14 protein-coding genes are annotated in these 15,500 nt (G+C 68.9%); 3 read left to right on the top strand and 11 right to left on the bottom strand.

Annotated elements, in window-relative coordinates:
- The first annotated feature begins 41 nt into the window (after positions 1-41).
- Entirely contained in the window at positions 42-2,111 is a 2,070-nt protein-coding gene (locus BLU02_RS01165; RefSeq protein ID WP_082750106.1) for an alpha-1,4-glucan--maltose-1-phosphate maltosyltransferase, read from the top strand.
- On the top strand, positions 2,108-4,309 hold the full coding sequence (gene glgB, locus BLU02_RS01160) for a 1,4-alpha-glucan branching protein GlgB (protein ID WP_157546956.1): 2,202 nt from the start codon (positions 2,108-2,110) through the stop codon (positions 4,307-4,309). Before BLU02_RS01165 ends, glgB begins: the two co-directional genes overlap by 4 nt.
- A gap of 54 nt (positions 4,310-4,363) precedes the next feature.
- Here glgB and BLU02_RS01155 read toward each other — a convergent pair whose 3' ends face one another.
- Together BLU02_RS01155 and BLU02_RS01150 are read right to left on the bottom strand one after the other, a co-directional pair.
- On the bottom strand, positions 4,364-5,290 hold the full coding sequence (locus BLU02_RS01155; RefSeq protein WP_370670661.1) for a tetratricopeptide repeat protein: 927 nt from the start codon (positions 5,288-5,290) through the stop codon (positions 4,364-4,366).
- A gap of 5 nt (positions 5,291-5,295) precedes the next feature.
- Complete coding sequence (locus tag BLU02_RS01150; RefSeq protein ID WP_060922796.1) at positions 5,296-7,239, bottom strand: DUF8094 domain-containing protein; 1,944 nt, start codon at positions 7,237-7,239, stop codon at positions 5,296-5,298.
- Between the two features lie 178 nt (positions 7,240-7,417).
- Between BLU02_RS01150 and BLU02_RS01145 the strand changes: the two genes are divergently transcribed.
- Positions 7,418-8,479 (top strand): AI-2E family transporter, encoded by a 1,062-nt coding sequence (locus BLU02_RS01145; RefSeq protein ID WP_060922797.1) that lies wholly within the window; start codon positions 7,418-7,420, stop codon positions 8,477-8,479.
- Between the two features lie 18 nt (positions 8,480-8,497).
- Here BLU02_RS01145 and BLU02_RS01140 read toward each other — a convergent pair whose 3' ends face one another.
- The 9 genes from BLU02_RS01140 to rpsB all read right to left on the bottom strand — a co-directional run bounded on the left by BLU02_RS01140 (position 8,498) and on the right by rpsB (position 15,263).
- Positions 8,498-9,220 carry an alpha/beta hydrolase gene (locus BLU02_RS01140; protein ID WP_060922798.1) on the bottom strand — a complete coding sequence of 241 codons (723 nt, stop codon included), beginning with the start codon at positions 9,218-9,220 and terminating at the stop codon, positions 8,498-8,500.
- On the bottom strand, positions 9,217-9,504 hold the full coding sequence (locus tag BLU02_RS01135; RefSeq protein WP_082750107.1) for an Rv1322 family protein: 288 nt from the start codon (positions 9,502-9,504) through the stop codon (positions 9,217-9,219). The genes BLU02_RS01140 and BLU02_RS01135 overlap by 4 nt, the downstream gene beginning before the upstream one ends.
- A 9-nt stretch (positions 9,505-9,513) precedes the next feature.
- Positions 9,514-10,221: an aggregation-promoting factor C-terminal-like domain-containing protein gene (locus BLU02_RS01130; protein WP_231919614.1), complete on the bottom strand. Its 708-nt coding sequence runs from the start codon at positions 10,219-10,221 to the stop codon at positions 9,514-9,516.
- A 49-nt stretch (positions 10,222-10,270) separates the two neighbouring features.
- Positions 10,271-10,852: a DivIVA domain-containing protein gene (locus tag BLU02_RS01125; RefSeq protein WP_060922799.1), complete on the bottom strand. Its 582-nt coding sequence runs from the start codon at positions 10,850-10,852 to the stop codon at positions 10,271-10,273.
- Between the two features lie 20 nt (positions 10,853-10,872).
- Positions 10,873-12,018 (bottom strand): phosphatidate cytidylyltransferase, encoded by a 1,146-nt coding sequence (locus BLU02_RS01120; protein ID WP_060922800.1) that lies wholly within the window; start codon positions 12,016-12,018, stop codon positions 10,873-10,875.
- A 5-nt stretch (positions 12,019-12,023) separates the two neighbouring features.
- A complete protein-coding gene (gene frr, locus BLU02_RS01115; RefSeq protein ID WP_060922801.1) occupies positions 12,024-12,578 on the bottom strand; it encodes a ribosome recycling factor in 555 nt (184 codons plus the stop codon).
- A 67-nt stretch (positions 12,579-12,645) separates the two neighbouring features.
- Positions 12,646-13,362 (bottom strand): UMP kinase, encoded by a 717-nt coding sequence (gene pyrH / locus BLU02_RS01110; protein WP_060922802.1) that lies wholly within the window; start codon positions 13,360-13,362, stop codon positions 12,646-12,648.
- A 90-nt stretch (positions 13,363-13,452) separates the two neighbouring features.
- On the bottom strand, positions 13,453-14,280 hold the full coding sequence (tsf, locus tag BLU02_RS01105) for a translation elongation factor Ts (protein ID WP_060922803.1): 828 nt from the start codon (positions 14,278-14,280) through the stop codon (positions 13,453-13,455).
- A gap of 41 nt (positions 14,281-14,321) precedes the next feature.
- A complete protein-coding gene (rpsB, locus tag BLU02_RS01100; protein ID WP_025103356.1) occupies positions 14,322-15,263 on the bottom strand; it encodes a 30S ribosomal protein S2 in 942 nt (313 codons plus the stop codon).
- Between the last annotated feature and the right edge of the window lie 237 nt (positions 15,264-15,500).

The following is a 15,500-nucleotide window of genomic DNA, read 5'->3' as shown; positions in this document are numbered from 1 at the left end:
GAGCGGTAGGTTCCGACAGGCCCGAGCGGTAGATTCGGCATGTGACTGCACGTGCTGGAACCCGACCCACGGCTCTACGGAGCCCCGTTCAGATCCCGACGCGCGCCGCCGACGCGGATCTCCCCGGAGCTCTGCGGACGACCCGTATCCCCTTGCTCGACGGTACCCCTGCGGTCCCCGGCGGGTTCCCGGCCAAGGCCTTCGCTGGCGAGGTTGTCCCCTTCCGCGTCGTGGCATTCCGGGAAGGGCACGATCTCATCGGCGTGCATGTACGACTGACGTCTCCGACCGGCGAGGAGAGCCTGCACCGGCTGACCGCCCTCGCGGACGGCACCGACCGCTGGGAAGCCGAGATCGCGCTCGACGCGGAGGGCGTCTGGCGGTACCGTTTCGAGGGATTCTCGGACGACTTCGCCACCTGGGCTCATGCCGCGCACCTCAAGATCGCCGCGGGAGTCGATGTCGAGGTGATGGCCGCCCTGGGCGCCGAGCTCCTGCAGCGCGCCGCCGGAGAGAAGGACCGCCCCGCGACGCAGCGCACGCGGCTGCGCGCCCGTGCCGAGGAGCTCCGGAGAAGTGACGCCGCCACGACCGCTGCTTCGGCCGTCGACCCCGAACTCGCGGCGATCTTCCGCGACCGTCCGGTCACGACCCTGCGCTCCGCCTCCGCGGAGCAGGTCCTCCGCGTCGAGCGCACCCGTGCGGGTGTCGGCTCCTGGTACGAGTTCTTCCCACGCTCCGAGGGTGCCCGTCGCCTCAAGGACGGCACGGTCCGCAGCGGGACGTTCCGCACCGCCGCGAAGCGGCTGCCCGAGGTCGCCCGGATGGGATTCGAGGTGATCTACCTCGTCCCGGTGCACCCCATCGGCACGACCAACCGCAAGGGTCGCAACAACACCCTCGTCGCCGAAGCGGGTGACCCGGGCTCGCCGTACGCGATCGGAGCGGCGGAGGGCGGACACGACGCGATCCATCCCGACCTCGGCACCCCGCAGGACTTCCGCGCATTCGTGCGCGCCGCGCGGAAGGAAGGACTGGAGGTCGCCCTGGACCTCGCCCTGCAGGCCTCCCCCGACCACCCATGGGTACGCGACCACCCGGAATGGTTCACGACCCTGCCGGACGGGAGCATCGCCTACGCGGAGAACCCGCCCAAGAAGTACCAGGACATCTACCCGCTGAACTTCGACAACGATCCGGAAGGCATCGCCGCCGAGATGCTCCGGATCGTCCGGCACTGGGTGGGCGAAGGCGTCCGGATCTTCCGCGTGGACAACCCGCACACCAAGCCGCTGCAGTTCTGGGAGTGGCTGATCGCGACGGTCAACGAGACGGATCCCGACGTCATCTTCCTCGCCGAGGCGTTCACCCGACCCGCCGTGATGCGTGCGTTGGCCGCGGTGGGCTTCCAGCAGAGCTACAGCTATTTCACCTGGCGCAACACCAAGCCCGAGCTGGAGGAGTTCCTCACCTCGATCTCCCACGAGACGGCCGACTACATGCGTCCGAACCTCTTCGTGAACACGCACGACATCCTCACCGAGTACCTCCAGTTCGGTGGTCGCGCGGCGTATCGCATCCGTGCCTGCATCGCCGCGACGGCCGGGCCCGTGTACGGCGTCTACGCCGGTTACGAGCTCATCGAGAACGTGGCCCGTCCGGGTTCCGAGGAGAACATCGACAACGAGAAGTACGAGTACAAGTTCCGGGACTGGGCGGGGGCCGAGGAACGCGGGGAGTCCCTGGCTCCGCTGCTCCGGCGACTGAACGAGATCCGTGCGGCGCATCCGGCGCTGCGGCAGCTCCGCAACCTCGAACTGCACTGGAGCGACGACGACGCCGTCCTCGTGTTCAGCAAACACCTCGACGCTGCCTTCACCGGCACCGGCAGGCCGGACACCCTCATCGTCGTGGCGAACGTCGACCCGCACTCGGTGCGCGAGACCACGGTCCACCTCGACACCACGCGTTGGGGGGTTCCCCTGGGTGAGACCTTCGAGGTGGAGGATCTGCTGACCGGCAGCGTCTGGACCTGGAGCGACCACAACTACGTCCGGCTCGACGCCTTCGCCGAGCCCGTCCACATCCTGAAGGTGAGGGAGCGCGCATGAGCCGCATCGAGGACACCGCCGACGCCGAATGGGAAGCGGTCGCTGCCGGTCAGCATCACGACCCGCACTCCCTGCTCGGTGCACACCCCGCCAAGGACGCCGCCGGCCGTACGGTCACCGCCGTCCGCGCCCGCCGGCCGCTCGCCGAGACCGTCGAGGCCGTCTTCGGAGACGGGAGCAGGCTCACCCTGTCCCACGTCGCGCACGGCGTCTGGGAGGGCACGCACCCCGGACCGCCGCTCCCGTATCGCATCGCGACGCGCTACCGCGGCGAGGAGGAGACCGTCTCCGGTGACCCGTACCGGCATGCACCGACGCTGGGCGACCTCGACCTGCACCTCATCGCCGAGGGTCGGCAAGAGCGACTGTGGGAGGCGCTGGGTGCCCATCCCCGCACCCAGGGCGACGAGCAGGGTGTGTCCTTCGCGGTGTGGGCTCCCGATGCGTCGGCCGTCCGGGTCGTGGGCGACCACAACGGTTGGAACGGCGAGAGCCACGCCATGCGCTCGCTCGGGGCCAGCGGCGTCTGGGAGCTCTTCGTCCCTGACCTCCCCGTCGGCACCCGGTACAAGTACCAGATCCGTACGCGGAGCGGCGCCTGGGTCCTCAAAGCGGACCCGATGGCTCTGGCGGCACAGGTGCCCCCGGAGACCGCGTCGGTCGTCACCGCGTCGTCCTACGTCTGGGAGGACGGCGCGTGGATGACCCGGCGTGCCGCGACCCACGCCGTCGCGCAGCCGCTGTCCGTGTACGAGGTGCACGTCGGCTCCTGGCGCGGGGGCCTGGGTTATCGCGAGCTGGCCGATCCGCTGATCGCGCATGTGCAGGAGACCGGGTTCACGCACGTCGAGTTCATGCCGCTCGCCGAGCATCCGTTCGGCGGATCGTGGGGTTACCAGGTCAGCGGCTACTACGCTCCGACGAGCCGGTACGGCTCCCCCGACGACCTGCGGTACCTCATCGACCGCCTGCACCAGGCCGGCATCGGCGTCATCATGGACTGGGTGCCGGGGCACTTCCCCAAGGACGACTTCGCCCTGGCCCGGTTCGACGGTCAGCCCCTCTACGAGCACCCCGACCCTCGGCGCGGCGAGCACCAGGACTGGGGCACGCTCATCTTCGACTACGGCCGACCCGAGGTCCGGGGGTTCCTCGTCGCGAACGCGCTGTACTGGCTCGAGGAGTTCCACGTCGACGGTCTGCGCGTCGACGCCGTGGCTTCGATGCTCTACCTCGACTACTCGCGCCGCGAGGGTGAGTGGGAGCCGAACATCCACGGCGGACGCGAGAACCTCGAGGCGATCCGCTTCCTCCAGGAGGTCAACGCCACGGCCTACCGGCTGCACCCCGGGATCCTCATGATCGCCGAGGAGTCCACGAGCTTCCCCGGCGTCACAGCGCCGACGGATCATGCCGGCCTCGGATTCGGTTTCAAGTGGAACATGGGCTGGATGAACGACTCGCTGCAATACATCGGCAGAGATCCGATGTACCGGGCGCACCACGAGGGCGAGATGACGTTCTCGTTCGTCTACGCGTTCGGCGAGAACTACGTCCTGCCGATCAGTCACGACGAGGTCGTGCACGGCAAGGGCAGCCTGTTGTCGAAGATGCCGGGCGACCACTGGCACAAGCTCGCGAACGTCCGCGCCTACCTCGCCTACATGTGGGGACATCCGGGCAAGAAGCTGCTGTTCATGGGACAGGAGTTCGGACAGCTCGCGGAGTGGTCCGAAGGGCGTGAACTGGACTGGTGGCTCCGCGACCAGCCCTCCCACGCCCAGCTGCAGGACTTCGTCGCCGCGATGAACGCGGTGTACCGGTCGCAGGCTCCGCTCTGGGAGCGTGACAACGACGGCTCCGGATTCACGCGACTCGGCGCGCCGAGCTGGGACCCGTCCGTGATCGCCTTCGAACGGCGGGACGCGCACGGCGGCCGTCTCGTCGTCGTCAGCAACTTCGCCGGAGTGGAGCGCACCGGGTACCGTCTCGGGCTCCCGCGCGAAGGCGTGTGGCAGGAGATCCTGAACTCGGATGCTGACGCCTACGGTGGGCGGGGCTCGGGCAATCTCGGAATGGTGATCGCCGAGTCGGCGGACGCCGGCGCCCCCACCGCCTCGATCACGCTGCCCGCGCTGTCGACGCTGTGGCTCCGTCATCAGCCGGAGCCGCACGTCCCCACCGTGAACAACGGCTGACGGACGGCCGACGACGACCGATCTGCGCGGAGCAACGAGCTCCGCGCGGATCGATCAGAACAGCAGCGAGGAGAGTCGGTTGCGAGCCGCGATCACGCGCGGGTCGCTGGCGCCGATGAGGCCGAACAACTCGACGAGGCGCTCGCGGACGGGTGTCCGCTGGTCGGACGGCAGCTGCGCGAACAGGTCGAGGAGCCGGCCGAAGGCGTCGTCGACGTGTCCGCCGGCGAGGTCGAGGTCCGCGACGTCGAACTGGGCCTGCACGTCCAGCGGAGCCGCTGCGGCCGCGGCTCGGGCCGTCTGCAGGTCGAGTCCCTGCACACGGTCCAGCAGTCGGACCTGGCCCAGGCCGGCGATGGCGTCCTCGTCACGCGGGTTCTCCGCGAGCGCCTTCTCATAGGCGGCGATGGCCGCACGGTAGTCGCCCCGCTCGATGGCGGAGAACGCCTCCGCGTGCAGCGGCGGTAGCTCGGGCTCGGCGGGAGGTTCAGCCTCCCCTGCCTCGGAGTCGCCGACCGGGAGCGATCCCGAGACGCCGTTCTGCGCGGCCACCTGCAGCAGCTGCGCGAAGACCTCACGCACCTGCTGCTCAGGAACGGCGCCCGTGAACATCGGCACCGGCTGGCCTGCGATGAGGGCGACGACCATCGGGATCGACTGCGCACGGAAGCTCTGCGCGAGCTGCGGATTCGCATCGACGTCGACCTTGGCCAGGAGCACCCGGCCGCCGAGCTCCCTGGTCACCTTCTCGATGATCGGGCTCAGCTGCTTACACGGCCCGCACCACTCGGCCCAGAGGTCGACGACCACGGGGACGGTGCGGGACAGCTCGAGCACCTGGCCGAAGTTCTCATCTGTCGCATCCACGACGACATCGGCCACCGGGGAGTTCGAGGGGGCAGCCGCACCGCTCGCGGGCGCGGACGGACGGTTGCGCAGATTGGACAGATCGACGGCGCCTCGCAGGGCCGCGGGAGACATCTCACTCACTTGATCACCTTCACGGAGACGAGATCCTGGCGCGAGGCCAGGAGGCGGATCGGTTCACTCGAGCCCTGAGACGGCACGGCGAAGAACAACTGGAACTCGTATGTCGTCTCGGCGCCCTTCGCAGACTCCTTCGCCCCGGTGAGCGCCTTCGCCTCCTCGTTGTCACCGAAACGGATGACGACGTCGGAGGACGTGGGGGTGATCGTCTCGACATCGAGAACGGAGACCGCGACGATGGCGCCGCTGTCCAGCGTCGTCATCGAGACCGGATCCGCCGTCGTCGGCTTCATGTCGAACGCCGCCTTGGACGTCTTCGCGGCGCCGGCATCAGCCAGCCCCTGCACCAGGTTCTGCCTGCTGTCCCTGATCGACGTGGCGAGGTTGAGCGCCAAGTCGTCGAACTGCCCGTACGAGGCACTCTTCTCGCCCTTGTCGACGACATCGGCGAACGCCGCCGCGACCTCGTTCGGCGGCACGGACAGGAAGGCCGAGTCCGCCGGGACCAGCGAGGTCCCCAGCCAGCTTGCGGCCACCTCGGGGAACACCGCATCCGCCGACATCTCCGCCATGTTGGTCACCTTGTAGTTGGACCAGGGGTCGGCCTGCGTCATGGTGAGCACCACCGGCGGCACTGTGTCGTCACCGGTGCTCTTCGAGAGCATGAGGACCGTGCGCGGCCAGCGATCCGTCGCCTCCGGGAGCACCACCTCGACGTCGTCCGTGGGGATCGCAGCGGGCGCGGCCCGATCCGGGAGCTTCGCGCGCAGGGCGTAGTCAGTGGTCCTCGTCGTCAGCGGAGCGCCGTCGAGACGGGTCGCCGCGAGGTCGAGGTCTTTCGCCTCATCGGCCTGCACCAGAGTTTCGGAGACCTCCCGGAGGATCCGCTCGGCCTGCGTCTCGGTGACTGCCGGCGGCTTCTGGTTCTCGGGGGCGATCACGGTCGGCGTCCGAGACGGCGATGCGGAGGCGTCCCCGAACTCCGGCCAGGAGTCGGCCGTGCAGCCTGAGGCCAGCAGAGCGGTCAAACCGATGGCGGGGAGGGCGAGCAGGCGCCGACGACGCCTCGGGCGCTCGGCTCGCATCGTACTCTTCCCGTCCTGCTCCTTCTCGTCGACGATCTCCGCGTCGTCCACGTCGTCCTTCCCCGCCGGTGTCGGCGACTGCGCCCCGTCCGCGGCCTCCAGGGCATCCCGCTCGGATGGCGGAAGGGCCGCCACGTCGATCGGCTGGGTCGAGGGAAGCGGCCCGGGACCCTTCCGGCGCGGGCCCCGACCACGGCGCTGGTGGCGGATCGCGAGCACGTAGAGGACCAGCCCCACGAGGAGCACCAGGCCGCCGGCCGCCATGAGCGGTCCTGCCAGAGGCGTCCGCGTGTCCAGCGGCCAGGAGACGACGATGTCGTCCGGCGCGTCCTTGGTGCCGTCGTAGGCGATCAGCACGCTGGTCCCTTCCGGGAGCTGCATCTTGTCGGTGGAGAGGAAGTTCTCATCGGTGAACGAGTCGAGCCACAGATCAGAGCCGGCGGGGTTGCGACCCGCGGGTGCATCGGCGTCGGCTTCCGGCGACGGTGTCTCCGTGGCCTCGGGCGCCGGCGTCTCGGTCGACCCCTCGTCGTCCGCGGCGGCGACGTGGTCGACGACGAGTTCGTCGTCGTCCCCGACGGTCACGTGGTTGTACTCCGAGTCGGAGAGCCAGGCCTCCATGTCGGCCGTGCGCCCGTAGCTGGTGAAGATCTCGCCCTCGCCGCGGATGAGCAGCTTCTGCGCGCCGGCGTTGATCCGCAGGACGTCGCCGTCCAGGAGCACGAAGGGCGCGGGCTCCTCGATGTCGACGCGGGCTTCCTCAGACGACGGGCCGACGAAGATGGTGCGTTGGGCGATCCCCGCACCGATCAGCACGGCAGCCAGCACGAAGGCCACCACGGCCCATACGAAACGCACGAATAGTCTCCTCACGCATCGCGGCTTCCCGCCCGCGACGCCACACTCGACATTTCAGACTAGCGAACCCACCTGTGTGTTGACCACGAGGGCCCTCCCTCCTCCGTCGCGCGGCACGTCGGCGGCGCGTCGAGCCGCGGCATGGGTAGCCTTGCTGCAGCCGTACCGAGGAGTCCGCATGAAGATCCACAACCCGTTCCGCACCGCCCTCGTGGCGACACTGGGCGTGGGCCTCGGGATCGTCCTGATCAGCAGCGTGCAGACGCTGTCGACCGTGCTGCTGTACATCGGGACCGCGCTCTTCCTCAGCCTCGGACTCGATCCCCTGGTCACGTTCCTCGAGCGTCGACGCCTGCCCCGGTGGCTCGCGGTCCTCGTGACGATCGTCGCCGTGCTGGCCGTCTTCGTCGGGATCATCCTCATCGTGCTGCCGGTGCTGGTCGACCAGATCTCGCAGCTCATCGCCCAGATCACGGCGATCGTGCAACGCGGAACCGCGATCGAGGACCTGCGGAGTTGGATCCAGGAGACGTTCCCCAACCTCCTCGTCGACGACGTCTTCGCGTACGTGGAGGACTGGCTGACCACCAATCTCGCGGAGATCGGCGGGTCGATCGGTCAGGGCGTGCTGATCGCCAGCGGCGCCGTGCTCAGCGGTGTGTTCGGCGCGTTCATCGTCCTCATCCTGACCATCTATCTCACGGCCTCGACGCCCTCGCTCAAGCGCGCGGTGTACCAGCTCGTCCCGGCGTCCAAGCGGGATCGCTTCATCGATCTCTCGGAGCAGATCACCGACTCGGTCGGCTACTACGTCATGGGCCAGGTCAGCCAGGGCGTGATCAACGGCGTCCTCAGCGCGATCTACCTCACGATCATCGACGCGCCGTTCCCCGCCGTTCTCGCGGTCGTCGCCTTCTTCTTCTCGCTCATCCCACTGGTGGGCACCCTGACCGGCTCGACGATCATCGTCCTCGTCTGCCTCATCCCTGGCCTCGGCTCCCCCGGCACGGCTCTCGCGGCGGCGATCTACTACCTGATCTACATGCAGATCGAGGCGTACGTGATCTCGCCGCGCATCATGAGCCGCGCGGTCTCCGTGCCCGGCGCCGTCGTCGTGGTGGCCGCCCTCGCCGGAGGCAGCCTGCTGGGCCTGCTCGGGGCGCTCATCGCGATCCCGGTGGCCGCCAGCATCCTGATCCTCTACCGCCAGGTGCTCATCCCGCGTATGAACGAACGATGACCAGGGTCGCCCGCGGCGTCAGTCCTCGGTCGACCAGTGGGTCGGCAGCGGCAGAGCCGACGGATTGACCGCGGCGACGATCTCTGTGAGCACCCGGCGCGTCTGGGTCTCCCCCACCCACAGGTGCTTGCCTCCTTCGACCGCGATCAGCTGCGCCTGGGGGATCGTCGCGAAGCGCTCCCGCGCTTCCGCCGGGCGCAGGTAGTCGTCGAACTCGGGCACGAGGATGACCACGCGGTGGCCGGTCTTCCCCCAGGCGGCGACCTCCTCCGCCGTAGCGCGATGCAACGGCGGCGAGAGGAGGATGATGCCCTCGATGTCGTGGTCGGCACCGTACTTGAGGGCGAGTTCCGTCCCGAACGACCACCCGACGAGCCACGGGCGCGGCAGCGCGCGGTCACGGACGAAGTCCATGGCGGCTGCGACATCGAACTGCTCCGCAGCGCCGCCGTCGAACGTTCCCTCGCTGGTGCCGCGCGGCGATGTGGTGCCACGCGTGTTGAACCGCAGCACCGCGAGATCGGCCAGGGCGGGCAGCCGCGCGGACGCCTTCCGGATGATGTGCGAGTCCATGAAGCCGCCGGCGGTCGGCAGCGGGTGCAGCGTGACCAGGGTCGCGGCCGGCGCGTCGGCCTCCGGCATCGCGAGCTCGCCGACGAGCGTCAGGCCGTCCGCGGTGTGCAGCTCGATGTCCTCACGACGCGCCGGAAGCTCCAGCGGTCCCCGGATCTCGATGGTCATGCGATCCTCCAACAGTGGTTGTGCCAGTGTCTGCGGTCGGCGAGAGCCGCGGCGTCGCCGAGAACACCGTCCGCGCGCCAGGCGACGAGGTGGGCGGTACCGGGCTCGACGGACCGTCCGCAACCCGGGCAGACGTACGCCTTCTGCGCCTGGAGTGCGGAGACGGGCTGCACCGTCCACTCCACGCCTCGGCGGACCTCGGTGCGCTTCCAGCCGGCGAGGAGACGCTCGAAGGAGTCATCGCCCTCAGGGCGCGCGGAAGGACGTCGGCGTGAGCGGGGCATGGTGCCGGCTCACCACCAGTGGTTGGTGACCCAGAAGTTGTACGCGCCTGCCCAGCTGCCGTAGCGACCGGTGGCGTATCCGGTGGCCCAACGGAGGTTGTCCACCGGGTTGTAGCCGTTGCCCGGCACCTTGCTGCAGGGCAGCGCCTGGACGAGGCCACAGGCGCCGGAGGACGAGTTGGTCGCGTTGGGGTTCCAACCGCTCTCCCGCGAGACGATGTAGTCGACGTACTGCCAGTCGCTCTGCGCGATCCCGGCGGCTGCCATCCACTCCGCGGGAGCGCCGCCGCCGCTGTACGGCGGGAGCCCACCGCCGCCGGAGGATCCGCCCTCCGACTCGTCGGACGACGAGGACGTGGTCGCCGGGGCCGGCTTCGGCTTGGGCTTCGGCTTGGGCTTGACGTAGATGTCGAACGACCCGCGCTCGACGGGGGTGATCGCCGCTCCTTCCACCGTGACGGTGAGGTTCTGCGTGTCCGCCAGTGCTACCGCATACACGGAGTCCGGTGCGTCCGTGGCCATGGGCTGCGCCAGGGCGACACCGGTGGGCGCGACCATCGCGGCGGCGAATCCGACGACCGCGAGAGAGCTGAAGACCCCGACGACACCGCGGCGGCGAGACCAGCGGCGGGTGCCGCGGGTGGCCGACGCGGACGTCGCTGCGGGTACCAGCAGGGCGTCGTTTCGATCGGGCATCATGTCGTTTCGGGAGTTCACGATGGAGGACAGTTTACGCATACCTGCCTGAAGAGGCCATCAGACGTGCTCAGCGGACCGCCAGGATCACGTCGATGGTGGCGTCCAGGAGCGCGTCGACCTGCTCTTCGCGGTAGCCGCCGCGCTGCATGCGGAACGCCGCGGACCGCAGCTGCTCGGCCGACAGCGCGTCGCCGTCCCGCAGGTAGCGGACGATGCGGGAGGTGACGTGATCGACCTCGTCGACGCGGTAGCCGAAGGTGAGGAATCCGGTGCGGGCGAACCGGTGCCGACGCGGACGCGCCAGGTGGTCCAGGATCACCTGCGCGTCGGCCCTCGCCTGCTCCACCCATGCGCCCGCTCCGAGGGAGCGCACGGCGCGCTCCCGCTCGCGCGCGGCGAAGGCATCCTCGACGCGTCCGAGGGCCGCGTCGACGTCCGCCACCACGTAGCCCTCCTTGACGAGCGGGAAGGAGACGGTGCGCACGTCCTCGGCCGTGAGGTCGTCCGCACCGCTCTCGAATGTCTGTCGCGCCGACGCGAGGAACCCGTCCACCGCGGCGCGGTGGTACCCCTTCGTGCGTCCGGTCGTGAGTGCGAACGCCGGCTTGGCCGTGCTCTGCACGGTGCCCTCGCGGCGGTCGTCGTCCATCACAGCACCACTGTCGTTCATCACAGCACCAACCAGGGAGAGAGGAGGAAGTACAGGCAGAGGGCGGGGATCGTCGACGGCAGGATGCTGTCCAGCCGGTCGAGGAGTCCTCCGTGCCCTGGAAGCCACGAGCTCATGTCCTTGATCCCGAGGTCGCGCTTCAACATCGACTCGCCGAGGTCCCCGAGCGTCGCGGACAGCAGGATCGCGGCGCCGAAGATCACGCCACCCCACCAGGGCAGATCGAGCAGGAAGATCGCGAGGAGCACGCCCGCCACGAGCGACGCGACCACGGCGCCGCCGAAGCCCTCCCAGGTCTTCTTGGGACTGATCCGCGGTGCCATCGGGTGCCGCCCGAAGGCGAGTCCAGCCGCATACGCACCGGTGTCCGCGGCGACCGCGATCGCGATGAAGCTGAGCACCCACCACTGCCCGCCCTCCTGCTCGAGCAGGATGAGGGCCACGCCGGCGAGGAACGGCACGTACACCTGCACGAAACCGCCGATCACGGCGTCGGTGAGCACATCTCCGTATGTGCGGCCGTCCTTCGCCACCATCTGGGCGAGCAGGCGCCAGACGATGACGAAGGCCACGGAGACGAACAGCATGACCCAGCTCAGCCACGGCTCGGCGAAGTACGCGGACAGGACAAGGAACGTCGAGGCGATCAGCTGCGGGACGACGTCGACACGACGCCCGGCCGCTCGCAGGGCGCGGGAGAGCTCGTACACGCCGAGCAGGGCCGCAGCCAACGCGAACGGCACGAACAGCGCCTTGATGAACAGCAGCGAACCGAGCAGTGCCGCGCCGAATGCGAGTCCGATGAGGATCGCGAGGATCAGATCGCGACCGGTGCGCTGCTTGATGCGCTCGTTCGCCTGGTCGAGCTGATCGCGCGCATGGGAGACATGCGTGCCGAACTCGTCGCGCGCCTGACGCCACTGCTCGCGGATCGCGTTGTGGTCGGCGGTGTCGAGGCGGTCGGCGGTGACAGGAGCCGCACCCGGCGGCGCCGGGAGTGGTGGCCGGGGCGGCACCCGATCCGCGTCGAACGCCGGGAAGGCGGCGTCGGCGAGCGGCACGCCGCCGTCAGGACCGGCCTCGGGCCGCTCCTCCCGGCGCGTCACCGGAGTGCCCTCCTCAGCGCCGCGCGATTCATCGGACATACGAGCTACACCTCGAGGAGTTCGGCCTCTTTGCGCTTGAGCGCGTCGTCGATGAGATCGACGTGCTGACGGGTCAGCGCGTCCAGCTCCTTCTCGCCGCGGGCGATCTCGTCCTCACCGAGCTCGCTCTTCAGGCCGTCCAGCTCGTCCTTCGCCTTCCGGCGGATGCCGCGGACGTGGACCTTGGCGTCCTCGGCCTTGGACTTCACGAGCTTCACGTACTCCTTGCGCCGCTCGGCGGTGAGCTCGGGCATCGTGACCCGCACGAGGTTGCCGTCGTTCGTGGGGTTCGCCCCGAGGTTCGGCATGTCGCGGATGGCCTGCTCGATCGCCTTGAGGGCGGACTTGTCGTACGGCGTGATGATGAGCGTGCGTGCTTCCTGGTTCGCGAGCGAGGCGAGCTGCGCGAGCGGGGTCGGCGTGCCGTAGTAGTCGACCAGCACCTTCTGGAAGAGCTGCGGGTTCGCACGACCGGTGCGCACCGTGGAGAAGTCCTCCTTGGCAGCCTCGACGGCCCGGGACATGCGGGTGGTGGTTTCAGCGAGGACGTCCGCGATCACGGTGGCTCCTATCGTCGGGGTGTTCTGGAAATTCTATCGGGAGCGGGCTCCCGTCCCGTGCAGGCGCTCAGGCGGTGACGAGCGTGCCGATGGGCTCGCCCAGGAGCGCGCGGGTGACGTTGCCCGCCGGCTCCATGCCGAAGACGCGCATGTCCATGTTGTTGTCCATGCACAGGCTGAACGCCGTCGAGTCGACGACCTTGAGGCCCTGCTGCAGAGCATCGCGATAGGTCACGCGATCGATGCGCTCCGCGTCGGCGTGCTTGTTCGGGTCGGCGGTGTAGATCGCGTCGACGCCGTTCTTGGCCACGAGGACCTCCTGCGCGCCGATCTCCAGTGCGCGCTGCGCGGCGACCGTGTCGGTGGAGAAGTACGGCAGGCCCGCGCCGGCGCCGAAGATGACGACGCGGCCCTTCTCCATGTGCCGCTCCGCCCGACGCGGGATGTAGGGCTCGGCGACCTGGGTCATCGAGATCGCGGACTGCACACGCGTCGCGGCACCCGCCTGCTCGAGGAAGTCCTGCAGAGCCAGGGCGTTCATCACGGTGCCGAGCATGCCCATGTAGTCGGCGCGCCCGCGATCCATTCCTCGCTGGCTGAGCTCGGCCCCACGGAAGAAGTTGCCTCCGCCGACGACGACCGCCACTTCGACCCGGTCGACCGCGGCGGCGATCTCCCGCGCCATCTGGCTGACCACGTCGGGGTTGACGCCGAGCTGCCCGGCGCCGAACGCCTCTCCGGAGAGCTTGAGGAGGACGCGACGGCGTCCGGTGCGTTCAGTCATGGGGGGTGTCCTCTCGTCCCGATTCAAGATAGTGCCTGGTGGGCATGAAGAAGGGGTTCGGATCGAGCGATCCGAACCCCTTCGACAGTGCTACGCGCCGACCTTGAAGCGCGCGAAGTCCGTCACGGTGATACCGGCGTCCTTCGCCACCTGGGCGACAGAGAGCTTGTTGTCCTTGGCGTAGTCCTGCTCCAGCAGGGCGACCTGCTTGATGAACGCGGAGACGCGGCCTTCGACGATCTTCGGCAGAGCGGCCTCGGGCTTGCCCTCGTTGCGGGAGATCTCGGTGACGATCTCGCGCTCCTTCTCGACCGCATCCGCCGGCACGTCCTCGCGGGACAGGTACGACGGGTTCGCGAACGAGATGTGCTGGGCGATGCTGCGCGCGGTCTCGGCGTCGTCACCCGTGTAGGCGACGACGACACCGATCTGCGGCGGCAGGTCCTTGCTCGTGCGGTGGAGGTAGACCTCGACGCTGTCACCGGAGACGGTGCGCACGCGACGGAGCTCGACCTTCTCACCGATGATGGCGGCCTCTTCCGAGATGAGCTGCTCGACGGTCTTGTCGCCCGCCGGAGCGGCGAGGGCGGCCTCGACCGAGTCGGCCTTCACGGCGGCGACGGCGTCGGCGACCTTGTCGGCCAGCGCGATGAAGCGCTCGTTCTTCGCGACGAAGTCGGTCTCGCAGGCGAGCTCGACGAGCGTCACGGCGCCGTCCTGCTCACGAGCGACGACGAGGCCCTCGCTGGTCGAACGGTCGGCGCGCTTGGCGTTGCCCTTCGCACCCTTCAGGCGCAGGATCTCGGTGGCCTTCTCGACGTCGCCGTCAGCCTCCTCGAGCGCCTTCTTGGTGTCGACCATTCCCGTGCCGAGCTGCTCACGCAGCGCCTTGAGGTCGGCGATGGTGAAGTTGGCCATGTGTGGTGGCTCCTTGCTTCGTTGTGTGGGTGTACGAGGGATTACTTGGCGTCTGCGGCCTCGGCGGCGGCGACCTCGGCGGTCTCCTCACCGGAAGCGGCGGCGATCGCCTCGTCGTGCGCCTGGGCACCGGCCTCGTCGGCGGCGGTGGCGTCAGCGGCCGGGGTCTCGACGACAGCGGCCTCGTCGTCCGCGGTCACGACCTCGGCGGCGTCAGCGGACTCCTGCACGGGAGCCTCGAGAAGCTCCTTCTCCCACTCGGCCAGCGGCTCCGCGTCGCCCGACTCCGGGTTGTGCTTCTGCTGCAGGCCCTCGGCGGCGGCGTCGGCGATGATGCGCGTCAGCAGCGACACCGAACGGATGGCGTCGTCGTTGCCGGGGATCGGGTACTGGAAGTCGTCCGGGTCGGCGTTGGTGTCGAGGATGCCGATCACCGGGATGCCCAGCTTCTTGGCCTCGTCGATGGCGAGGTGCTCACGCTTGGCGTCGACGACCCAGAGGGCGGACGGCGTCTTGGTGAGGTTGCGGATACCACCGAGCGACTTGTGGAGCTTGTCCAGCTCGCGCTTCTTGAGCAGCAGCTCCTTCTTCGTGAAGCCGGAAGCGGAGGGGTTCTCGTAGTCGAGCTCCTCGAGCTCCTTCATGCGGGCGAGACGCTTCGCGATGGTGGAGAAGTTGGTGAGGAGGCCGCCGAGCCAACGCTGGTTCACGTAGGGCTGGCCGACGCGCGTGGCCTGCTCCGCGAGGATCTCCTGCGCCTGCTTCTTGGTGCCGACGAAGAGGATCGTGCCGCCGTGCGCCACGGTCTCCTTGACGAAGTCGTAGGCCTTGTCGATGTAGCCGAGCGACTGCTGGAGGTCGATGATGTGGATGCCGCTGCGCTCCGTGAGGATGAAGCGCTTCACCTTCGGGTTCCACCGACGGGTCTGGTGTCCGAAGTGCACGCCGCTGTCGAGCAGCTGGCGGATGGTGACCACAGCCATGGTCGTCTCCTGATTCTGGCGCGGGGCGCCGTTGAGGTTGTCATGCCGACCGGACGGTCGGACATCCTGGTGCCCGGCTCACCCCCACCCGTTCGGAAACGGGACCTGCGGGAGTGGATGCCACGACAGAGTCGCTCTGGGCACGCGTAGTCACCCCGAGATCGAGGTGCTCGTCCAGCATACAGGATCATGCGGCGCCAGCTCGTCCTCCACAGCGGCGCGATGCTCGGCCTTCTC

Source organism: Microbacterium paraoxydans, from assembly GCF_900105335.1.
In the GTDB taxonomy this organism is placed as follows: Bacteria; Actinomycetota; Actinomycetes; order Actinomycetales; family Microbacteriaceae; genus Microbacterium; species Microbacterium paraoxydans.
Note: the sequence above shows the minus strand (reverse complement) of the source record. Positions and strands in the feature narration are given on the sequence as shown.